This window comes from Streptomyces sp. NPDC025638, assembly GCF_055558775.1.
The window spans coordinates 199771-220488 of sequence record NZ_JBVHLX010000005.1 but is presented as its reverse complement, the minus strand read 5'-3'; the positions used below and the strand labels follow the sequence as shown (position 1 = coordinate 220488).

General features: G+C 72.2%; 19 protein-coding genes. 9 read left to right on the top strand and 10 right to left on the bottom strand.

The window, feature by feature from the left end; translation table 11 throughout:
- Positions 1-5 precede the first annotated feature (5 nt).
- Positions 6-560, bottom strand: coding sequence for a cell division protein FtsL (ftsL, locus tag ACZ4EG_RS15060; protein ID WP_467790926.1), 555 nt, complete (start codon positions 558-560; stop codon positions 6-8).
- A 42-nt stretch (positions 561-602) separates the two neighbouring features.
- Complete coding sequence (gene rsmH, locus ACZ4EG_RS15055; protein WP_453547955.1) at positions 603-1559, bottom strand: 16S rRNA (cytosine(1402)-N(4))-methyltransferase RsmH; 957 nt, start codon at positions 1557-1559, stop codon at positions 603-605.
- Positions 1560-1916: 357 nt separating this feature from the next.
- Here rsmH and ACZ4EG_RS15050 point away from each other — a divergent pair, with 357 nt between their 5' ends.
- The 4 genes from ACZ4EG_RS15050 to ACZ4EG_RS15035 all read left to right on the top strand — a co-directional run bounded on the left by ACZ4EG_RS15050 (position 1917) and on the right by ACZ4EG_RS15035 (position 7564).
- Positions 1917-2528: a beta-class carbonic anhydrase gene (locus tag ACZ4EG_RS15050; RefSeq protein ID WP_390709164.1), complete on the top strand. Its 612-nt coding sequence runs from the start codon at positions 1917-1919 to the stop codon at positions 2526-2528.
- A gap of 250 nt (positions 2529-2778) precedes the next feature.
- On the top strand, positions 2779-3819 hold the full coding sequence (locus ACZ4EG_RS15045) for an AAA family ATPase (protein ID WP_467790925.1): 1041 nt from the start codon (positions 2779-2781) through the stop codon (positions 3817-3819).
- Entirely contained in the window at positions 3819-5183 is a 1365-nt protein-coding gene (locus ACZ4EG_RS15040) for a DUF58 domain-containing protein (RefSeq protein WP_467790924.1), read from the top strand. Before ACZ4EG_RS15045 ends, ACZ4EG_RS15040 begins: the two co-directional genes overlap by 1 nt.
- A complete protein-coding gene (locus ACZ4EG_RS15035; protein ID WP_467790923.1) occupies positions 5180-7564 on the top strand; it encodes a transglutaminase TgpA family protein in 2385 nt (794 codons plus the stop codon). The genes ACZ4EG_RS15040 and ACZ4EG_RS15035 overlap by 4 nt, the downstream gene beginning before the upstream one ends.
- Positions 7565-7669: 105 nt before the next feature.
- Here ACZ4EG_RS15035 and ACZ4EG_RS15030 read toward each other — a convergent pair whose 3' ends face one another.
- The 3 genes from ACZ4EG_RS15030 to ACZ4EG_RS15020 all read right to left on the bottom strand — a co-directional run bounded on the left by ACZ4EG_RS15030 (position 7670) and on the right by ACZ4EG_RS15020 (position 9881).
- On the bottom strand, positions 7670-8059 hold the full coding sequence (locus ACZ4EG_RS15030; RefSeq protein WP_363297039.1) for a DUF3040 domain-containing protein: 390 nt from the start codon (positions 8057-8059) through the stop codon (positions 7670-7672).
- 278 nt (positions 8060-8337) lie between these two features.
- Positions 8338-9108, bottom strand: coding sequence for a methyltransferase domain-containing protein (locus ACZ4EG_RS15025; RefSeq protein WP_467790922.1), 771 nt, complete (start codon positions 9106-9108; stop codon positions 8338-8340).
- Positions 9109-9317: 209 nt separating this feature from the next.
- Entirely contained in the window at positions 9318-9881 is a 564-nt protein-coding gene (locus ACZ4EG_RS15020) for an SAV_6107 family HEPN domain-containing protein (RefSeq protein ID WP_467790921.1), read from the bottom strand.
- A gap of 170 nt (positions 9882-10051) precedes the next feature.
- Between ACZ4EG_RS15020 and ACZ4EG_RS15015 the strand changes: the two genes are divergently transcribed.
- The 5 genes from ACZ4EG_RS15015 to ACZ4EG_RS14995 all read left to right on the top strand — a co-directional run bounded on the left by ACZ4EG_RS15015 (position 10052) and on the right by ACZ4EG_RS14995 (position 16218).
- The gene (locus ACZ4EG_RS15015; protein WP_467790920.1) at positions 10052-10915 is read left to right on the top strand and encodes an ATP-binding cassette domain-containing protein; all 864 of its coding nucleotides are present in this window, start codon (positions 10052-10054) and stop codon (positions 10913-10915) included.
- The gene (locus ACZ4EG_RS15010) at positions 10887-12971 is read left to right on the top strand and encodes a YhgE/Pip family protein (RefSeq protein ID WP_467790919.1); all 2085 of its coding nucleotides are present in this window, start codon (positions 10887-10889) and stop codon (positions 12969-12971) included. The genes ACZ4EG_RS15015 and ACZ4EG_RS15010 overlap by 29 nt, the downstream gene beginning before the upstream one ends.
- Positions 12972-13036: 65 nt before the next feature.
- Entirely contained in the window at positions 13037-13666 is a 630-nt protein-coding gene (locus tag ACZ4EG_RS15005; protein ID WP_390709172.1) for a TetR/AcrR family transcriptional regulator, read from the top strand.
- Positions 13667-14024: 358 nt separating this feature from the next.
- Positions 14025-14639, top strand: coding sequence for a DUF4126 domain-containing protein (locus ACZ4EG_RS15000; RefSeq protein ID WP_467790918.1), 615 nt, complete (start codon positions 14025-14027; stop codon positions 14637-14639).
- Between the two features lie 46 nt (positions 14640-14685).
- The gene (locus tag ACZ4EG_RS14995) at positions 14686-16218 is read left to right on the top strand and encodes a phytoene desaturase family protein (RefSeq protein WP_467790917.1); all 1533 of its coding nucleotides are present in this window, start codon (positions 14686-14688) and stop codon (positions 16216-16218) included.
- A 14-nt stretch (positions 16219-16232) separates the two neighbouring features.
- Here ACZ4EG_RS14995 and ACZ4EG_RS14990 read toward each other — a convergent pair whose 3' ends face one another.
- The 5 genes from ACZ4EG_RS14990 to ACZ4EG_RS14970 form a co-directional block, all read right to left on the bottom strand.
- Positions 16233-17165: an SCO2102 family sporulation regulator gene (locus ACZ4EG_RS14990; RefSeq protein WP_467790916.1), complete on the bottom strand. Its 933-nt coding sequence runs from the start codon at positions 17163-17165 to the stop codon at positions 16233-16235.
- A gap of 56 nt (positions 17166-17221) precedes the next feature.
- A complete protein-coding gene (gene metF / locus ACZ4EG_RS14985) occupies positions 17222-18145 on the bottom strand; it encodes a methylenetetrahydrofolate reductase [NAD(P)H] (protein WP_453547934.1) in 924 nt (307 codons plus the stop codon).
- Between the two features lie 121 nt (positions 18146-18266).
- Positions 18267-18920: a thiamine phosphate synthase gene (gene thiE, locus ACZ4EG_RS14980; protein ID WP_467790915.1), complete on the bottom strand. Its 654-nt coding sequence runs from the start codon at positions 18918-18920 to the stop codon at positions 18267-18269.
- A gap of 129 nt (positions 18921-19049) precedes the next feature.
- Complete coding sequence (locus ACZ4EG_RS14975; protein ID WP_263207802.1) at positions 19050-19415, bottom strand: Rv2175c family DNA-binding protein; 366 nt, start codon at positions 19413-19415, stop codon at positions 19050-19052.
- Between the two features lie 64 nt (positions 19416-19479).
- Entirely contained in the window at positions 19480-20712 is a 1233-nt protein-coding gene (locus tag ACZ4EG_RS14970; protein ID WP_467790914.1) for an NAD(P)/FAD-dependent oxidoreductase, read from the bottom strand.
- Between the last annotated feature and the right edge of the window lie 6 nt (positions 20713-20718).

The window sequence follows — 20718 nt, the reverse complement described above, 5'->3', positions numbered from 1 at the left end:
TTCCGTCACCTGCCGGGGGTCGGGGTCGTGGCGGGCTGGGGGGTGGAGACGGGCGTCGGTGGCGCCGGAGAGACGGGGCCCGGGGAAGTCGGGGTCGGGGTGGCCGGTGTGGTCTGCCGGGCCGGGGACGCGGGGGCGGCCGGGAGGATCGCCTCGGGCGGGAGGGGCGCGGTCGTGGTCGGGGCGGACTGCCGCAGGGCGGCGGGGCCGGGAACGCCCTTGACGGTGCCGTCGGGGTCGAGGAAGGCCGGGTCGCCGCCGGGCACCATGCCGAGTTCACGGGCACGGCGCTGGAGGGCGTCGGGGGCGGAGTACGCGTCGATGTCCCGCTGGAGGGCCTGTTGCTCGTCGGTGAGGTTCTTCGTCTGTTTCTGGAGGTCGTCCAGCCGGAACGAGCCTTCGCTGAGCGCCGAGTTCAGCACCAGGAGCCCGATGAGACCACCGCCGAGGAGCAGGACGACGAGGAGGACGAACGGCGTCCGGGCCGCCTGCCCCCGCCCGGCCGGAAAGAGCCGTGCGAGCCGGGCGGCCCTCCCCCTCAGTTCGGGTTTCCTACTCACATGCCCTCCGGTGAGTTCGGGTACCCAACTCACTCACGCCCCTCATACGACGTCTTCCCTGATGCGCTGGGCCCCGCGCAGCCGCGCCGGAGCCGCCCGGCGGTTCTCGGCGACCTCTTCCTCGGTGGGAAGTTCGGCACCGCGCGTGAGCAGCTTGAGCCGGGGCTGGTAGCGCTCGGGCACGACCGGCAGTCCGGGCGGCGCGGTGTTCGCGGCACCGGCCGCGAACACCTGCTTGACCAGGCGGTCCTCCAGCGAGTGGTACGACAGCACGGCGATCCGCCCGCCCACGTCGAGCGCCTTGACCGCGGCCGGGATCGCCCGCTCCAGAACGGACAGCTCTCCGTTGACCTCGATCCGCAGCGCCTGGAAGGTGCGCTTGGCCGGGTTGCCGCCCGTCCGCTTGGCGGCCTGCGGCAGGGCGTCGCGGATCAGCTCCACGAGCCGCGCGCTGTTGTCGAACGGCTTCTTGTCCCGCTCGCGGACGATCGCGGCGACGATCCGCTTGGCCTGCTTCTCCTCGCCGTACGCCCGCAGGATCCGCACCAACTCGCCCGCCGGGTAGGTGTTGAGGACCTCGGCCGCGCTGATGCCGGTCGTCTGGTCCATGCGCATGTCGAGCGGCGCGTCCTGAGCGTAGGCGAAGCCGCGGCCGGCCTCGTCGAGTTGCATGGAGGAGACGCCGAGGTCGAACAGGACGCCCTGCACGCGCGCGATGCCGAGCCGGTTCAGTACGTCGGGGAGCTCGTCGTACACGGCGTGCACGAGGGTGGCCCGCTCGCCGAAGGGCGCGAGCCGCTCGCCGGACAGCCGCAGGGCCTCCTTGTCCCGGTCGAGGGCGACGAGCCGGGCCTCGGGGAAGCGGCTCAGCAGCGCCTCGCTGTGGCCGCCCAGGCCCAGGGTGCAGTCGACGACCACCGCTCCCGGCCGCTCCAGTGCGGGCGCCAGCAGATCCAGGCACCGCTGGAGCATCACCGGGACGTGTCGACTCTGGCTCAAGGGGGCCTCTCAGGTCCGGCGCGGGCCGTACGCACCGCCGGGTCCCCGCCCGCTCGTGAAGGGGAGGCCTGCCGGCGCCGGAAGCGTCAGCCGGCCGGGAGCGGGAGGAGGCCGAGCCGTACGTACGCGCCGCGCACGTGGGGAGACGGTCCGACGGAGCCGGGATCTCCGGGGGAATTCAGTCCAGCAGGGAGAGTCTCGCCTCCCGCTTCGCGTCACTTTAGTCCACCCTGTCTCGCGGTCAATCAACCGGCCTGCGCGTCGCGGACCGCACCTCGGGCAGGGACGCATTTCGACGGCAATCACACCTCCGGCGCAGGTTTGCCCTCCGTGTGGGTTAGCTCACAACAAGCCACGATGACGTTCTTTGTCCACTCTCACAACAGGCTCGGACCAGCGGTGACCAGTAACGTCATGGGTATGACGACTTCCGCAGCAGCTCCCACTGGATCCGAAGGCGCCATAACTCACGGCGGCACCGTGACGGATCGCCTGGTCGAGGCCAACCAGCACTACTCCGCCGCCTTCTCCGACCCCGGCATGGACGCGCACCCCGTCCTCCATGTCGCCGTCGTGGCCTGTATGGACGCCCGGCTCGACCTGCACGCCGCGCTCGGCCTGGAGCTCGGCGACTGCCACACCATCCGCAACGCGGGCGGCGTGGTCACCGACGACGTGATCCGCTCGCTCACCATCAGCCAGCGCAAGCTGGGCACGCGCAGCATCGTCCTCATCCACCACACCGGCTGCGGCCTGGAGTCCCTCACCGAGGACTTCCGCACCGAACTGGAGATGGAGGTCGGCCAGCGCCCGGCCTGGGCCGTGGAGTCCTTCCGGGACGTCGACCAGGACGTACGGCAGTCCATGCAGCGGGTGCGTACCTCGCCGTTCCTGCTGCACACCGACGATGTGCGGGGCTTCGTGTTCGACGTCAGGACGGGTCTGCTGCGCGAGGTCGACCCGGCCTGACCGGCCCGCCGACGGCCCGCCCGCTCCGGAACGTCCCGCCACCGGCATCGAAAATGCCGGTCGAAAACGCCGTAAGACCGACATAGTGCGGGCAGTTGTCCACAGGCGAGTGACACGAATCGGTAACGGCAGCAAGAATGCGGGGTGTGGCGTCACGCGGAACCATTCACGCGTGGTGTCCGTGTTCGGGGTGGGCCGGTCCGCATCGCAGAGCGACGGCCCGGAGTAAGAACGGGCCGAGGAGGGCCGGGTGACGACCTATGACGATCGAGCGAGCCTCACTGATCTGACTGCCACTGTGGAGCGGGTCCGCAGTTCGGTGGAGGGAGTGATCGAGGGCAAGCCCGAGGTCGTACGGCTTTCGCTGACCGTGCTGCTCGCCGAGGGACATCTTCTGATCGAGGACGTTCCCGGGGTGGGCAAGACCATGCTGGCCAAGGCGCTGGCGCGGTCCATCGACTGTTCGGTGCGGCGTATCCAGTTCACGCCCGACCTGCTGCCGTCGGACATCACCGGCGTGTCCATCTGGGACCAGCAGCGGCGGGACTTCGAGTTCAAGCCGGGCGCCATCTTCGCGCAGATCGTGATCGGCGACGAGATCAACCGCGCCTCGCCCAAGACCCAGTCGGCGCTGCTGGAGTCGATGGAGGAGCGCCAGGTCACCATCGACGGGCAGACCTATGAACTGCCCAGCCCGTTCATGGTGGTGGCCACGCAGAACCCGGTCGAGATGGAGGGCACCTACCCGCTGCCCGAGGCCCAGCGCGACCGCTTCATGGCCCGGGTCTCCGTCGGCTACCCCAGTGTGGAGGCCGAGTTGCAGATGCTCGACATCCACGGCGGGGTGAGCCCGCTGGAGGACCTCCAGCCGGTGGCGCACGCGCACGACATCGTGAAGCTGATCGAGGCCGTGCGGGGCGTCCATGTCGCCGAGCCGGTCCGGCGGTACGCGGTGGACCTGGTCGCCGCCACGCGCACGCACCCCGATCTGAGACTCGGCGCCTCACCGCGCGCGACGCTGCACCTGCTGCGCGCGGCGAAGGCGTCGGCCGCCCTCAGCGGCCGGGAGTACGCGCTGCCGGACGATGTGCAAACTCTCGCCGTGGCGGTCCTGGCACACCGGCTGCTGCCGACGGCGCAGGCCCAGCTCAACCGTCGTACGTCGGAGCAGGTCGTCCAGGAGATCCTGCAGCACACCCCGGTGCCCGCGGCGCCCCAGCAGCAGTCCGGCTTCGGCGGCCTGGTCCGGGGCACGCCCGCCTATCCCTCGCAGCCTCCGCGGAGGCTGTGATGACGGCCGGCAGGACCGGGCAGGCGGAGACCGAGCGCGACGAGAAGGGCGGCGTCCGTACGGCTCTGGCGGGGCTGACCACCCGCGGGCGGTCCTTCCTGGCCGCGGGCATCGCGGCCGCGATCTGCGCGTACGTCCTGGGGCAGAGCGATCTGCTCCGGGTCGGGCTGCTGCTGGCCGTCCTGCCCCTGATCTGCGCGACCATGCTCTACCGCACCCGTTACCGGGTGGCCGGCAGCCGCAGGCTCGCCCCCTCGCGGGTGCCGGCCGGCAGCGAGGCCCGGGTCCATCTGCGGATGGACAACGTCTCGCGGCTGCCCACGGGACTGCTGATGCTGCAGGACCGGGTGCCGTACGTGCTCGGTCCCCGGCCCCGCTTCGTCCTGGACCGGGTGGAGCCGGGCGGCCGCCGCGAGGTGTCCTACCGGGTCCGCTCGGACCTGCGCGGCCGCTATCCGCTCGGCCCGCTCCAGCTGCGTCTCACGGACCCGTTCGGGATGTGCGAACTGACCAGATCCTTCTCGACATTCGACACCCTGACCGTGATCCCGCGCGTGGAGCCGCTGCCGCCGGTCCGGTTCAGCGGTGAGGCGAAGGGGTACGGCGACGGGCGGCAGCGCTCGCTGGCCCTGGCGGGCGAGGACGACGTGATCCCGCGCGGGTACCGCTACGGCGACGATCTGCGCCGCGTCCACTGGCGTTCCACCGCCCGCTACGGCGAGTTGATGGTGCGCAGGGAGGAGCAGCCGCAGCGCTCCCGCTGCACGGTGCTGCTCGACACGCGTGGCATCGCCTTCGCGGGCGCGGGTCCGGACTCGCCCTTCGAGTGGGCGGTGTCGGGCACCGCGTCGGTCCTGGTCCACATGCTCGAACGCGGCTTCTCGGTGCGGCTGTTGACCGACACGGGCAGCGCCGTGCCCGGCGAGGGCACCGACGGGTTCGCGGGCGCCAGCCAGGAGACCGCGGACGCCGCCGGGCTGATGATGGACACCCTCGCCGTGATCGACCACTCGGACGGCACGGGGCTCTCCCGGGCCTACGACGTGCTGCGCGGCGGCAACGAAGGACTGCTGGTCGCCTTCCTGGGCGACCTCGACGACGAACAGGCCGCGGTGGTGGCCAAGATGCGCCAGCGCAGCGGCGGCGCGGTCGCCTTCCTGCTGGACAGCGACGCGTGGATGAGCGAGCCGACCGATGTACCCGGCCCCACGGCGCAGCACGGGGAGCGACTGCGCCTGCTGCACGAGGCGGGCTGGACCGCCGTGAGCGTCCCCCGGGGCGCCTCACTGAGCGAACTGTGGCGCCAGGCGGACCGCGAACGCACGGGCGTCGCCGCGGTGTCCGGCGGAGAGGCACTGTCATGAGTGGGCGGGCACGGCTGGCCATGTGTGCCGCCGCGGCAACGTTGATGGCGGCGTGTGCGCTGCTGCCGCTGGTGGACAAGCCCACGTGGCTGCTGCAGGCGGTCTTCCTGGTGGCGGTGCAGACGGGGGTGGGCGCGGCGACCCGCCGGGTGCCGCTGGCCCGGCCGCTGACCGTGGCGGCACAGGCGCTCACCACGCTGATGCTGCTGACCCTCGTGTTCGCCCGGGAGCACGCGATCGCCGGGCTGATCCCCGGTCCGGACGCGATCCGGCACTTCGCCGACCTGTTCCGGCAGGGCTCGGAGGACGTCAACCAGTACGCGATCCCGGCACCGTTGTCCGACGGCATCCGGCTGATGCTCGTCGGCGGCGTCCTGGTGATCGGGCTGATCGTGGACACCCTCGCGGTGACCTTCCGCAGCGCGGCCCCGGCCGGACTGCCGCTGCTCGCGCTGTACTCGGTGGCCGCGGGGCTGTCCGACGGCGGTGCCGACTGGCTGTGGTTCCTGGTCGCGGCGGCCGGCTATCTGATGCTGCTCCTGGCCGAGGGCCGGGACCGGCTCTCCCAGTGGGGCCGCGTCTTCGGCGGCGCGCCGCGCGCCCCCGGCGAGCCCGCGGGCAACGCGGTGGCACCGGTCCGCACCGGCCGCCGTATCGGCGCGGTCGCGCTCGGCGTCGCCCTGTTCGTGCCGCTCGCCCTGCCCGCGATGCAGGGCGGCCTCCTGGACGGCACCGGAACCGGCGTGGGCGCGGGCAACGGGAACGGCGGCACCATCTCCGCGGTCAACCCCCTGGTGTCGCTGCGCGACAGTCTGAACGTGGACCAGGACCGCCAGGTCCTGTCCGTGAAGACCGACACCAACGACATCTCCGACCTGTATCTGCGCATCGTCTCCCTGGACGACTTCGACGGCGTCACCTGGAAGCCGTCCCAGCGGCACATCGTCGGCGTACCGGACCGGTTCCCCACGCCGATCGGCCTGGGCCAGGGGATCAAGCGCACGACGGTCACGACCACCATCTCGGCGGCGGACTGGTACGCCCAGGACTGGCTGCCGATGCCCTACCCGCCGAGCAGCGTGAAGGTCGGCGGCAACTGGCGCTACGAACCCGTGGGCATGACGCTCGTCGGCGACCACGGCCAGAACACGCGCGGCGCGACCTACCAAGTGACCAGCCTGGACGTACAGCCGTCCGCGGACCAGTTGGCCACGGCGCCGGAGCCGTCGGCGGCGCTGAAGCGCGACTACACCAAGGTGCCCTCCTCGCTCCCGTCGGTCGTGGCCAAGACCGCCAAGGAGGTCACCGACGGCGCGACGAGCCACTACGACCAGGCGGTCAAGCTCCAGGACTACTTCGCCGTCACGGGCGGCTTCCAGTACGACACCCAGGTGGAGGTCGGCAGGGGCCGCAACGCCATTGCCGCCTTCCTGCAGAAGAAGCAGGGCTTCTGTGTCCACTTCTCGTTCGCGATGGCCGCGATGGCCCGCACGCTGGGCATCCCGGCCCGGGTCGCGGTGGGCTTCGCGCCCGGTTCCCCGCAGGCGGACGGCTCGGTGTCGGTCGGTCTGAAGGACGCGCACGCCTGGCCCGAGCTGTACTTCGAGGGCGTGGGCTGGACCCGCTTCGAGCCGACCCCGACCCGCGGTACGACCCCCTCGTACACCCAGACGGACACGCCGGGCAGCTCCCTGCCGGACCAGGTGCGTCCGTCCCAGGCGGCGAGCGCGGTGCCCTCGACGGAGGCCTCGCCGAGCGAGAGCTGCACGGCCCAGCAGCGCAAGCAGGACGTGTGCTCCAGCCCGTCCGCGGCAGCCGCGCCGCACACGGACGACAACGGTCCCCCGTGGTGGGAGTACGCGCTGTGGGCGCTCGGCGGGCTGGCCGTCGTGACGATCCCGCTGACGCCGATGCTGTGGCGGATGCGGCTGCGCGCCGTACGGCTGGGCGGGCACGCCCGTACCGACGAGGGCGCGGCGGCCCACGCGCTGGCGGCCTGGCAGGAACTGACCGACACCGCATGGGACTTCGGCATCATGCCGGACGACTCGCAGACCCCGCGCAAGGCGGCCGCCCGGATCGTCCGGCTCGGGCATCTGGCCCCGGTGGCCGGGGCCGCGGTGCACCGGGTGGCCGACGCCGTGGAGCAGGTCCTCTACGCGCCGCGGCCGCGCGCGACGGCGGGGCTCGCCGAGGACGTGCGCCGGGCCGTCGACGGGCTGAGCGGCACGGTCGGCCGCGGTACGCAACTGCGCGCGCGGTTCGCCCCGCGGTCCAGCGTGCGGGTGCTGTGGGCGGCGTCGGCCTGGTGGGCGTCGCTCAGGGCCCGCACGGCGGCGGCCCGGCCCGCCCTGCGCAGGCCATCGGGCCAGCGGGGCTGAGGACGGGCCGGCGGGGGCCGAGGACAGAACTGAGGGGTGACCACCCGGTGGGTGGTCACCCCTCAGCGCGTCTCATTCGGATCTTCCGGCGAAACAGGCGCGGTACTAGTGGCCTTGTTCGTCCCGGCGGCGCTGCCAGCGCTGTTCGATGCGGTCCATCATGGAACGCTTCGGCCGTCCCTGACGGCGCGCATGCGGGGTGCCGGCGGGCTGTTCGCCCGGCTTGGGAGCCTTGCGCCACCCCGTTACGGCGAGTACCGCACAGCCCAGCATGACAAGGAAGCCCACCACGCTGACCCAGATCTGCTGTGCGACCATTCCGGCCATGAGGAGCGCGATACCTACGAGGAAGCCCGCCACCGCCTGGTAGACCCGTCGCCGGGTGTACGTGCGCAGCCCGCTTCCCTCAAGCGCTGTCGCGAACTTGGGATCTTCGGCGTACAGCGCTCGCTCCATCTGCTCGAGCATGCGCTGCTCGTGCTCCGAGAGCGGCACGGAGTCCTCCTCATCGTGCAGTCGCCGGGGCGACCCGGGGGGTCCCTTCAGGATAGGCAGGGAATCGCCCCCGTGAAACCCGCCCCTCTACGCCAATTGGCCAACCGGAATCCCGCCATGGCCGGCCCGGCTCGCTGAGGCTTCCATTCCCCGGCGGCCGACCCGTCATGCCGGGCGGTCTCCCTCGATCATACGGCGCAAACCGCTCGATCGGGGGGCCTGTGGCGTACTCCATGTGCGCCCGCGGCGCTGATCAGCAGCGTCACTCGGGGGGCGGTTCAGGCCCCGTTCGCACCCCTCGTCTCGCCCAGGACGTGCAGCTGGGTGGCGACGGAGTGGAACGCGGGGAGCTCGGCCGCCGCGGCCTCCAGCTTCAGCAGGGCGTCCAGGGCCCCGGGCTCGGTGTCCACGAGGACGCCGGGTACCAGGTCGGCGAAGACCCGTACGCCGTGCACGGCGGCCACCCGGAGGCCCGCGGCCTCGACCAGCTCGGTGAGCTGCTCGGCGGTGAAGCGCCGCGGCATCGGGTCGCCGGTGCCCCAGCGGCCGGCCGGGTCCTCCAGCGCCTGCTTGGCCTCCGTGAAGTGGCCCGCGAGGGCGCGGGCGAGCACGGCGCCGCCGAGGCCGGCCGCGAGGAGGCTGAGGACGCCCTCGGGGCGCAGGGCGGCCACCGCGTTGCGGACGCCCTCGGCCGGGTCGTCCACGTACTCCAGCACGCCGTGGCACAGCACCACGTCGTAGCCGCCGCGCTCGACCACGTCGAAGAGCCCGTGGGCGTCGCCCTGCACGCCCCGGACCCGGTCGGCGACCCCGGCCTCGGCGGTCCGGCGCTCCAGCGCGAACAGCGCGTTCGGGCTGGGGTCGACGACGGTGACGCGGTGGCCGAGGCGGGCCAGGGGCACAGCGAAGTTGCCGCTGCCGCCGCCGGTGTCCAGCACGTCCAGCGAGTCCCGGCCCGTGGCCTTGACGCGGCGGTCCAGGGCGTCCTGGAGGACCTCCCAGACCACGGCGGTACGGAGGGAGGAACGGGGGCGCATCGGATCCGACACGGCAGTTGACTCCTCGGCACGGCACCGCCTGTTGCCCGGCGGCGCGAACGGGGTGCCTCCCCGGCCCGGGGTACCGGAGGAGGGAAGGCTGCAGGCGCTCTCCACCCTATTGCCTCCGGTGCCGTACCAGGTCACCGCGATGGTGTACCGCCGCGTCCGTCTCGCTCGGCGGACACCGGTCGCCGTCGGCCCCGCTCCGCGGCGGGTGGTCAGCCCGCGTCCGGGAGCTCTCCGCGGGCGAGGGGGCGGTCCGGCCCTTCCGTGTCCTGGCGTGGCTGTGGCAGGACCGGCTGGAGCACCAGCATCCGCTCGACGAGGCGGACGAACATCGCCACGTCCCGTATGAGGTCGTCGGCGTCCCGCTGGGTGGCCGCGCCCTGGATGCCCGCCTCGGCCCGGGCGCGGCGCCGGGCGCCGGAGGCGAACAGTGCGCTCCACTCGGTGAGCTCGGGCGCGATCTCGGGGAGCACTTCCCAGGCGCTCCTGATGCGGGGGCGGCGCCTGGGCGAGGGCTCCGGGCGGCCTCGCGCGGCGAGGACGGCGGCAGCCGTGCGCAGGGCGGCGAGATGGGCCGTCGCATAGCGCTCGTTCGGCGTTTCGAGGACGGCGGCCTCGTCGAGTCCGGCGCGGGCCTGGGCGAGCAGGTCGAGGGCAGCGGGCGGGGCCGTGGTCCGGCGGAGCACGGGGTGCACATCGCTCGCCGGGCCGGTCAGTGAGGGGGCAGGGCCGGTGGCGCTGCGCCGACGTGCGGCGGCTGCGGACGAGTTGGCCATGACGAACCTCCTGTCGTCTGGGTGACGGCACTACCTGTCCGGTGATGCCGTATGTGCCCATCGTGAGGTATGCCACTGACAATCCGTTCTGACCTGGGGTTTTGCTTCGATCGAAAGTTCGGGCTAGTTTTTGCACTGACCAGTCAGTTCAAATTGGGGAACGATCGGGGATGCGGGGAACATCCCCGGGCCCCAGGGATGGGGGAGCTGTGAGCAGTCCGCCAGGACTCGCCGTCGCCGCCCGGGACTTCGGCCTCAAGGGCCCCCGGGGCTGGGCGTTCCAAGGGGTCTCAGTCGACGCCGAGCCCGGCTCGCTGATCGCCGTCGAGGGACCGTCCGGCTCCGGCCGGACGTGTCTGCTGCTCGCGCTCACCGGCCGGATGAAGGCCACCACGGGAACGGCGGCGGTGGGCCCGGCCCATCTGCCCAAGCAGCTCGCGGCGGTGCGCCGCCTCAGCGCGGTGGCCAACGTCGCCGGTGTCACCGACCTCGAACCGGCCCTGACCGTCGGCGAGCACCTGCGCGAACGGGCGCTGCTGCAGCGGCGGTTCGGGGACTCGCTGCGCGGGCTGATGCGGCCGCACCGGGAGCGGACGCTGGAGGCGAGGCTGCGGATCGACGCCGCGCTGGGTGCCGCCGGGCTCGACCGGGAGGCCCTGCCCAAGGGTTCCCGCACCGCCGTACGCGACCTGGAGCGGCCGGAGGCGCTGCGCCTGTCCGTCGCCCTCGCACTCATCGGCAGGCCCCGACTGCTCGGGGTGGACGACGTCGACCTGAAGCTCTCGGACGCCGAACGGGCCGAGGTCTGGGCCCTCCTGAAGTCCCTCGCCGAAGCCGGGACGACGGTCGTCGCGGTGTGCAGCCAGGCCCCGGACGACGCCGTGGTCATCTCGACCGGGACCACGAAGGAAACAGAGACCGAGACCGAGGCCGAGGCCGGCACCGACACCGGCACCGGCACCGGCACCGGCACCACGATCGACGACCTGGCGAAGGAGGACGGCGATGCGCTCGCCGAGGCTGGCCGCGCTTGAGCTGAGGCGCTTCGGCCGGGGGAGGCTGCCGCGTGCCGCCCTGGTCGCGCTCCTGGTCCTGCCGCTGCTGTACGGCGCGCTGTACCTGTGGTCCTTCTGGGACCCGTACGGCCGTCTGGACCGCATCCCCGTGGCGCTCGTCAACGACGACAAGGGGGCGACCGCCGGCGGGAAGAGGATCACGGCGGGCGACGACATCGTCGGCGGGCTGCGGGACAGCAAGACCTTCGAGTGGCACGAGGTCGACGGGGCCGAGGCACGCAAGGGCGTCGAGAACGGCACGTACTACCTGTCGCTGACCATGCCGGCCGACTTCAGCCGGCGCATCGCCTCCAGCTCGGGCGACTCCCCGGAGACGGGCGCCCTCCAGGTGCGTACGAACGACGCGAACAACTACATCGTCGGGCAGATATCCCGGACGGTCTTCAGTGAGGTGCGCACGGCCGCGTCCACCAAGACCTCCCGGTCCTTCCTGGACCGGATCTTCATCTCCTTCTCCGACATCCACGGGCAGACCGTGAAGGCCGCGAACGGCGCCGACAGGCTCAAGGGCGGCATCGGGAAGGCGGAGAAGGGCTCCAAGGACCTCGCGGACGGGCTGACGGACGCCAAGAGCGGCAGCGGCAAGCTGTCCAAGGGCCTGAAGAAGCTCAACACGGGCGCCGGCGACCTGGAGGACGGTTCGCAGCAGGTCTCCGAGGGCACGCAGACACTCGCGGACAACGTCAACGGGGTCTACGACAAGGTCGGCCCGTTCCTCAAGGACAACGAGAAGACCATCGGTGACACGGCACAGCTGGTCGCCGACTCGGCCAAGGCGGTCGGCCACAACCTCGACGTCCTGGTGAAGGCCGCCCCGGGCGCCGCCAGGACCGCGCACGCGGCCTCCGAGGCGCTCGACGAGGTCTACCGGACGCACTGCGAGGCAACGGTGCTGCCCGACCCGATCTGCCCCGATCTGAAGAAGGCCAAGGAGGCCGCCGCCGACGTGGCCACGGTGGCCGACGACCTCAACACGCTGATCGCCGACCAGGACGGCGACCTGAAGACGCTCCGCACCAACCTCGGCACGCTCCAGAAGCAGGCCCAGGCCCTGGCCGACCGCTCGCCGCACCTCTCCGAGGACGTCGACGACGCCGTCAAGAAGATCAACAAGCTGAACGACGGCGCGGGCAAGGTCGCCGCGGGCGCCAAGAAGCTGCACACCGGGCTCGGCACGGCCAAGACCGGCGCCACCGACCTGGACGAGGGCGTCGGCAAGCTCAAGACGGGCGCCGAGGACCTCAACGGCGGCATGTACAAGCTCGTCGACGGCTCGGGGAAGCTCGCCGGCGGACTGCACGACGGGGCCGGGCGGATCCCCGACTACGACAAGAAAGACCGCGACCAGCGCACCGAGGTGATGGCCGACCCGGTCCAGCTCGCCTCCAGGGACCTGCACAAGGCGCCCAACTACGGCACCGGATTCGCCCCGTACTTCATCCCGCTGTCCCTGTGGGTGGGCGCGATGGTGGCGTACATGCTGATCCAGCCGCTCAACCGGCGCGCCCTGGCGGCCGGTTCCGCCGCCTGGCGGATCGCGCTGGCGGGCTGGCTGCCGGTGGTCGCGGTCGGCGTGCTGCAGACGGCGGCCCTGATGGCGGTGCTGCACTGGGCGATCGGTCTGCAGATGGCCCGGGCGGCCGGGACGGTGGGCTTCCTGTTCCTGGTGGCGGCGTGCTTCGGGGCGCTCGTGCAGTGGCTGAACGCGCGCTTCGGGGCGGCGGGCCGGATCCTCGTGCTCGCCCTGCTGATGCTCCAGCTGACGTCGGCGGGCGGCACGTACCCCGTACAGACCAGCCCGGGCTTCTTCAACGCGATCCACCCCTTCCTGCCGATGAGCTATGTCGTCGCGGCCCTCAGAAGGCTGATCACCGGCGGCGGCCTGGGCCCGGTGTGGCAGGCCTGCGCCGTGCTGGTCGCCTTCACGGCCGGTGCCCTGGCGCTGACCGCCCTGTCGGCCCGCCGCAGCCAGGTGTGGACCCTGGACCGGCTGCACCCGGAGCTGAGCCTGTGACAACCTCACGTATGACCTCGGCTTCCACACCCTCCGGGGCCACGGTTCCTGTGACAATCGGGCCCATGGAAAGCAGCAGCACCACGTCGGGCGGCCGCACGCGCCGCGAGGCCACCCGGCAGAAGCTCTACGAGGCGGCCGTCACACTCATCGCCGAGCAGGGCTTCTCCGCCACCACCGTGGACGAGATCGCCGAGCGGGCCGGGGTCGCGAAGGGCACGGTCTACTACAACTTCGCGAGCAAGTCGGTCCTCTTCGAGGAGCTGCTGCGGCACGGCGTGGGCCTCCTCACCGCCTCCCTCCGGGAGGCGGCCGAACGGACCGAGCGCGAGGGGGGCAGCAAGGTCGACGCCCTGGACGAGATGGTCCGCGCCGGACTCGTGTTCATCGACCGGTACCCGGCGTTCACCCAGCTGTACGTGGCCGAGCTGTGGCGCACCAACCGGGCCTGGCAGTCCACCCTGATGGTGGTCCGGCAGGAGGCCGTCGCGGTCGTCGAGGGCGTGCTGCGCGAGGGCGTGGCGAACGGCGAGTTCAGCGAGGAGATCGATGTCCAGCTGACGGCGGCAGCGCTGGTGGGCATGGTGCTGGTGGCCGCGCTGGACTGGAAGTCGTTCCAACCGGAGCGGTCCCTGGACGATGTCCACGCTGCCCTGTCCCGGCTGCTCCAGGGACGGGTGAGCGGACGGGGCTGAACGCGAAAACGCCGGTCCGCCGTGGCCGCGTCCCCCGCGGGCCACCGTCGGACCGGCGCCTTCCGTACTCCCCCGTTGGAACCCCCGTTCCGGTCTTCCCCCGGGTCTCCCCCTTGCTCCCCCCGTGTCTCGCTTCCGCCGACGAATCGGCGGAAGGAGCGGACCAGGGCGCGACTGCCGTTCCGCCGCCCCGTGTCGGCGGTGCCGGACGTGGCGCCCTTTCCGTGTCTCCACTGTCTCGTTCGCGCCGGTCGGCCCCCATCCGCGCGCGTACTCATCTCACTCCCTAGGTACGCGTACTCAGGCCTGCGCGCTCATGCCCAGGACGCGCCGATGCCGACTGGTTACGATCGCGTCCGTGTCCGTACTCCCTCTCGTCTTCACGAGCGGCTGGGCCAGCGGGATCAACGCCTACGCCGTGGCGCTGCTGCTCGGCGTCTTCGGCGCGACGGGGCTGAGCGACGACGTCCCCGAGACGCTGCAGCGGCCCGAGGTCCTCATCGCGGCGGGCGTGCTGTTCCTGTGCGAGGCGGTCGCCGACAAGATCCCGTACGTCGACTCGGTGTGGGACTCCGTGCACACGGTGGTCCGGCCGGTCGCGGGAGCCTGGGTCGGGGCGCTGCTCGCCGGGCACAGCGGTTCGCCGTCCGAGGTGGCGGCGGCCCTGATCGGCGGCTCGACGGCACTCGCCAGCCATACGGTCAAGGCCGGCACCCGCATGGCGATCAACACCTCGCCGGAACCCTTCAGCAACATGATCATGAGCCTGGCCGAGGATCTCGGAGTGGCCGGCATCGTCACGTTCGCCATGTTCCATCCGGGGGCGGCGGCGGTGATCGCGGCGGTCCTGCTGGCCGCCGGACTGATCGCGCTGTTCTTCCTGGTCTCACGGATCCACCGCTTCCTGCGCCGCAGGGCCCAGCGGCGGGAGGAGCGCCGGCTGGCCGCGCACGAGGGCCGGCCGCCGGACTGACCGCCCGCGGGCGGGATTGTCAGTGGCGGTCGATAAAGTCGCGGGCATGGCACGGATTGCGGTGATCGGCGCCGGGATGGGCGCGATGGCGGCTGCCGCCCGGCTGGCCGTCGCGGGCCACCGGGTGGTGGTGTACGAGCGCACGGAGACATACGGCGGCGCGCTGCGCCGGTTCGAGCGGGACGGGTTCCGCTTCGACACCGGTCCCGGGCTGCTGCCCCTGCCTGCCGTTTACCGCGATCTGTTCGTCAAGACCGGCAAGGAGCCGCTGGAGGACTGCGTCGAGCTGGTGCAGGTCGATCCGTCGTCCCGGCATGTGTTCGCGGACGGCACCGCCGTGTCCCTGCCCAACGCCTCGCGCGCGGGTGTCGTCTCCGCCCTGGACGAGGCCCTCGGAGCGGGTACGGGGCAGCGCTGGGGCGACTTCCTCGTCAGGGCCCGGGAGGCCTGGGACCGCACCCGCCGGCCCCTGCTGGAGGAACCCCTGTGGCCCGACTGGGCGGTGTTGGCGGAGCGTGAGCCCTATCCGTCCGTCCCCCACAGGCGTCTGCTGCGCACCCGCCGGGCCGGCACGCTCGCCGAGGTCGGCACCTGGGAGCTGCGGGACCCGCGGCTCGCGGCGCTCCTGGAGAGCCACGCCCTGGCGTACGGCCTCGATCCCCGGGTGGCCCCGGCGAGCGCGGCCGTGCTGCCGTACATGGAGCACGCCTTCGGCATCTGGTATGTCCGCGGCGGCATACGGGAGTTGGCGCGCGCGGTCCACGAGCGGTGTCTGGCCCGCAGGGTGGAGTTCGTCTTCGGCACCGAGGTCACCGGGATCCTGGAGAAGGACGGCCGGGCGGCGGGGGTGGAACTCGCTGGGGGCACCTCCCAGGCTTTCGGCTCTGGGGGAGGGACGGTGGCCGAGGCGGACCATGTGGTGGCGGACGTGGATCCGGTACGGCTGCGGGGGCTGACGGGGCATCCGCTCGACGCGGAGGGCGACGTACGCGCCGAGACCGCGGCCGCCCGGCTCGGACGGTTCACCGTGCTGCTGGCGCTGCGCGGCGCGCGCGAGGCCGGTGCCGCGCACCGCACGGTCGTGCACGCGCCCGACCGGGACGCCGAGTTGGACTTCCTGACCTCGCCGGGCGCCGGGCTGGCGCGCCCCACGGTGACCGTGCTGCGGCCCGCCGACCCCGCCCTGTGCCCGGACGCGGACCATGAGTCGGTGGTGGTGTCGGCGACCGTGCCGACGGAGGCCGGCTGGGAGCGGGAGAGCACCGTCGAGGGCTTCGCCGACATGGTGATGGAGGCCGCGGGGGCGGCCCTGCCCGGGCTGCGCGAGCGGCTCATCTGGCGTGAGGTGCGTACGCCCGGCCACAGTGCGGAGGAGACCGGCGCCGGGCCGGTGCCCGCTCCCGCGCTCGCCGCGGGCGGGGGGCGCTTCCTGCATCCGGCGAACACCACGCGCCTGCCGGGCCTGTACCGGGTGGGCGGCTGGTCGCACCCGGGCGGTGGACTCCCCCACGCGGGCATGTCCGGCGCGCTGGTCGCGGGGCTGATCGTGGAGGGACCGGACTTCCGGGGCTCCCAGTGAGGCCCCGCCAGCTTTCAGAAACGGTACTGCTCGTCGTAGCCGTTCCCCGGCTGCTGACCGTTGCCCTGCTGGTACGGGTACTGCTGCTCCTGCGGCAACTCGCCGCCGTACGTCTCGTCGGTGCGCTGCTGCGGGACCCAGACTCCGCCGGCCGGGGTCTCGCCGTAGCCGCCGGTGGCGTACTGGTCCTGGCCGTAGCCCTGCTGGGGGTACTGCTGGCCGCCGTAGCCGTTGTCGTACGAGGCACCGCCGTAGGTCTGGTTGCCGACGTACGGGTCGGAGTAGTTGGCGTACTGCTGCTGACCGGTGGTGTCGTAGCCGTACTGCTGCTGGCCGTATCCGGAGTAGTCGTACGCGTAGTTCTGGTCGGTGCCCTGGGCAGCGGTCGCGTAGCTCTGGTCCTGGGGCTGGCCAGCGGTCGCATAGGCGGGGCCGCCGTATATGCCGTACGAGCCCGTGTCATCGGGGAGCGGCTGCGGCTCGTAGACGGCGGTCGCCTCGGCGGCGGTGGGCTCGGCGGAGCGGGTCGGCGCGAACACGTCCTCGCGGTCGTAGTCGTCGTCGCCGTACGAGACGCTGTCGCGGCGGTAGGCGCCGTCCCGGTCGTCCCCCTCGGCCTCTTCCAGGTCGGAGACCTCAAGGGTGGGGTCAACCGGCTCGCCGCGGCGGCGCTTGCTGCTGCCGCCCGCGGCCGGGCCGCGGACCGCCCAGCCGGACGCGAAGCCACGGCGGAACGACAGCGTGACGTAGGTCTGGCCGATCGCGAAGGCGGCCGCGCCCAGTCCGATGACCACGACGGACGGGATCAGCACGCCGAGCACGACGCCGAGGAACCCGACGAAGGCGAGCAGGCGCCAGCGCAGGCGCGCCTTGTACTGCAGCAGCACCTCGCCGAGCAACCACAGCGCGACGATGCCGAACGCGATGTAGAGGACCGTCCAGCCCATGTACGCCCCTCTCCCAGTGACCGCTACGCAGTGTGTCGTATACCCGTGCGGCCGGTCTAGGCCTGCGGGGGGTGGTGCAGGCCCAGGTTCTCGTAGATTTCCAGCGGTGCCGTGGAGTTGTTGAGCGTGATGAAGTGCAGTCCGGGGACTCCCTCGGCCAGCAGCCGTGCGCAGAACTCCGTGGCGAATTCGATGCCAATGGAGCGTACCGCCGCCGGATCGTCTTTTGCTGTGAGGATCCGCTCTTTCAGGGCTTCCGGGAACATGGCGTTGCTGAGCTTGGGCAGCCGCTCCAGCATCTTCACGCTCGTGACCGGCAGGACCTCGGGAATGACCGGCGTCTCGCAGCCCGCGGCCACGACCCGGTCACGCAGCCGCAGATAGGAATCCGGCTGGAAGAACATCTGCGTGATCGCGTAGTCGGCGCCCGCGCGGCACTTGTCGACGAAGTGCTCGACGTCCGTGTCCCAGTCGCTGGAGCGCGGGTGCATCTCCGGGAAGGCGGCGACGCCCACGCAGAAGTCGCCCGACTCCTTGATGAGACGGACGAGTTCGGCCGCGTAGGTCAGGCCCTTGGGGTGCGGCACCCAGTCGCCCATCGGGTCGCCGGGCGGGTCGCCGCGCACGGCGAGCATGTTGCGGATGCCGGCGTCGGCGTACTGGCCGATGATGTTGCGCAGTTCGGCGATGGAGTGGTCGACCGCGGTGAGATGGGCGACCGGCGTGAGCGTCGTGTCGACGACGATCTGCTGGGTCTCCTTGACCGTGGTGGCCCGGGTGGAGCCGCCGGCGCCGTAGGTGACGGAGACGAAGTCCGGAGCCACCGCCTCGACCCTGCGCAGCGCGTTCCACAGGCTCCGCTCGCCCTTGGGGGTCTTCGGCGCGTAGAACTCGAACGAGTACGTCGTCTTGCCGGTGCCGAGGATGTCGCGCACGGTGCGTGCGCGATCCGTCCTGGTCGATGCGGTTCCGAGGGCCATACCGGCAGGTTAGCCAGGGGCGGGCGGAGGCCCAACCGAGGGCCGGAGATTTGCCCGTTTTGCCGACTTTCTGTCCACTCCTTGGACAGAAGACGAACGGGAATACGGACAGTGACGGGTGCTACACCTGCCGCAGCCGCTTCTGGAACTCGGCCGCCGCCGCTCCCGGGTCGTCCGCCTCCGTGATCGCACGGACGACGACCACCCGGCGGGCGCCCGCGTCGATCACCTCGTCGAGGTTGCCGAGGTCGATGCCGCCGATGGCGAACCAGGGACGCTCGGTGCCGAGGGAGGCGGTGCGGCGGACCAGGTCGAGGCCGGGGGCATGGCGGCCGGGCTTCGTGGGGGTCGGCCAGCAGGGGCCCGTGCAGAAGTAGTCCACGCCTTCCTGCACCGCGGCCGCGGCGGCCTCTTGCTCAGTGTGGGTGGACCGGCCGATCAGCACCTCGTCGCCGAGCACGGCCCGGGCGGCGGGCACCGGAAGGTCCCCCTGGCCCAGGTGGAGCACGTCGGAGGCGGCGGCGTGGGCGACGTCCGCACGGTCGTTGACCGCGAGCAGCTTGCCGTGCCGGGCGCAGGCCTCGGCGAACACCTGGAGGTGCTCCAGTTCCTCGGCCGCCTCCATGCCCTTGTCCCGCAACTGCACGATGTCGACGCCGCCGGCCAGCACCGCGTCCAGGAACTCGGCGAGGTCGCCCTGCCGTCTGCGGGCGTCCGTGCAGAGGTAGACCCGGGCGTCGGCGAGACGGGCACGTGCGCTGACGGTGTCGGACATGGGATGACTCCCCCGGTTGTCGGTACGAAGAGGTGCGAGGCGATCCGATGGCGGCGCGGGCGCACGCCACCGAGGGGCCGGGCCACGGCCCCTCGGCGTACGTCGTTCCGGCGTATCGGTGGGTTGGGATCAGACGGCGAGCGCCTGGGCCCGGCGCTTCACCTCCGTGCCACGGTTCTCACTCAGGGCCTGGGCGGGGGTGCCGGGCAGGCTCGGGTCGGGCGTGAAGAGCCACTCCAGCATCTCTTCGTCCGTGAAGCCGTCGTCCCGCAGCAGCGTCAGGGTCCCGGACAGGCCCTTGACTACCTTGTCCTCGTCGATGAAGGCGGCGGGGACGTGCAGCGCGCGGTTCTCGCCACGGCGTACGGCGATGAGCTGGCCCTCCTTGACCAACTGCCGCACACGTGTCACCTCGACGCCGAGTTGTTCGGCGATGTCGGGCAGCGTGAGCCAGGCGGGGACGAGAGCATCGATCTTTGCGTCAATCTCGGTCACGGAAACAGCCTGCCATCCCGGACTGACACTCGGAAGCCGGGCCCGTCCGAGCTGGGCTTTTTCACTACCGTGCCGCGGCCTGTTTCAAGGGCCGCGCCGGATCCGTGAGCAGCTGCGCGACCACCGGCGTGCCCGCCTCGATCAGCCGCCGCCCCTGGGCCAGGTCCCGTGGCCGGCCCACCGCCAGCAGGGCGACGAGGCGGTCCTCGCGGAGCCAGCAGACGGTCCAGGCGGGCCCGAGCGGGTCGCCACGCCACAGCAGCGTGTCGGCGGACGCGTGGTGACCGGCGTACTGGACGAAGCGGCCGAACTGCTCGGACCAGAAGTAGGGCACGGGGTCGTAGACGGCCGGGGCCTCGCCGATGATGTTGGCGGCGACCGTGCGCGGGCCCTGGAGGGCGTTGTCCCAGTGGTGGACGAGCAGCCGCTCGCCGTACCGGGCCGACGGGAAGGAGGCGCAGTCGCCGACCGCGTACACGTCGGGGGTGGAGGCGCGCAGATGGTCGTCGGCCAGGATCTCGCGGTGCGCGCCGAGTTCGATGCCGGAGCCGGCGAGCCAGTCGGTGGCGGGGCGCGCGCCGATGCCGACCACGACGGCGCCCGCGGGCAGCCGCGCGCCGTCGTCGAGCACCACCGCGCCCGGCTCGACGCGCTCCACGCGCGCGTGGGTGCGCAGCGCGGCTCCGCTGTCGGCGTACCAGGCGGTCATCGGCGCGGCCACCTCGGCGGGGAGGGCTCCCGCGAGGGGGCGGTCGGCGGCCTCGACGACCGTCACCGCACAGCCCGCCTCGCGGGCCGCCGTGGCGAACTCGGCGCCGATCCAGCCCGCGCCGACGACCACGATGTCGTGCTGCTGGGAGAGCACGGGCCGCAGCCGTTCGGCGTCGTCCAGGGTGCGCAGCAGATGCACTCCGGGGACGCCCTCCGTGCCGGGCAGGCGGATCGGTTCGGCGCCGGTCGCGACGACCAGGACGTCGTACGGAACGGGCCCGGACTCGGTGTCCAGCTCGTGGTCGGCGGGGCGCACGCCGTCCGCCTCGCACCCCAGTCGCAGTTCGACGCCGAGCGACTCGAAGTCCACGTCGAAGGCGGAGCCCTCGGCCTTGCCGAGCAGCACGGCCTTGGACAGCGGCGGCCGGTCGTACGGCTGGTGCGGCTCCGCGCCGATCAGCGTGACGGTGCCGGTGAAGCCCTGTTCCCGCAGGGCGACCGCGGTCTGCACCCCGGCCATGCCCGCGCCGACGACGACCACGCGCCGTGCCTGTGACGTGCCCCGTTGCTGCGTCTGCTCGCTCACCCGATC

What these genes read in the sequence shown, in the direction of transcription:
- ACZ4EG_RS15050 (WP_390709164.1), top strand. Translation starts at nt 1,917, where the DNA reads ATGACGTTCTTTGTCCACTCTCACAACAGGCTCGGACCAGCGGTGACC.
- ACZ4EG_RS15040 (WP_467790924.1), top strand. Translation starts at nt 3,819, where the DNA reads ATGACGGCCGGCAGGACCGGGCAGGCGGAGACCGAGCGCGACGAGAAG.
- ACZ4EG_RS15035 (WP_467790923.1), top strand. Translation starts at nt 5,180, where the DNA reads ATGAGTGGGCGGGCACGGCTGGCCATGTGTGCCGCCGCGGCAACGTTG.
- ACZ4EG_RS15020 (WP_467790921.1), bottom strand. Translation starts at nt 9,881, where the DNA reads ATGGCCAACTCGTCCGCAGCCGCCGCACGTCGGCGCAGCGCCACCGGC.
- ACZ4EG_RS15015 (WP_467790920.1), top strand. Translation starts at nt 10,052, where the DNA reads ATGCGGGGAACATCCCCGGGCCCCAGGGATGGGGGAGCTGTGAGCAGT.
- ACZ4EG_RS15010 (WP_467790919.1), top strand. Translation starts at nt 10,887, where the DNA reads ATGCGCTCGCCGAGGCTGGCCGCGCTTGAGCTGAGGCGCTTCGGCCGG.
- ACZ4EG_RS15005 (WP_390709172.1), top strand. Translation starts at nt 13,037, where the DNA reads ATGGAAAGCAGCAGCACCACGTCGGGCGGCCGCACGCGCCGCGAGGCC.
- ACZ4EG_RS14995 (WP_467790917.1), top strand. Translation starts at nt 14,686, where the DNA reads ATGGCACGGATTGCGGTGATCGGCGCCGGGATGGGCGCGATGGCGGCT.
- ACZ4EG_RS14990 (WP_467790916.1), bottom strand. Translation starts at nt 17,165, where the DNA reads ATGGGCTGGACGGTCCTCTACATCGCGTTCGGCATCGTCGCGCTGTGG.
- metF (WP_453547934.1), bottom strand. Translation starts at nt 18,145, where the DNA reads ATGGCCCTCGGAACCGCATCGACCAGGACGGATCGCGCACGCACCGTG.
- thiE (WP_467790915.1), bottom strand. Translation starts at nt 18,920, where the DNA reads ATGTCCGACACCGTCAGCGCACGTGCCCGTCTCGCCGACGCCCGGGTC.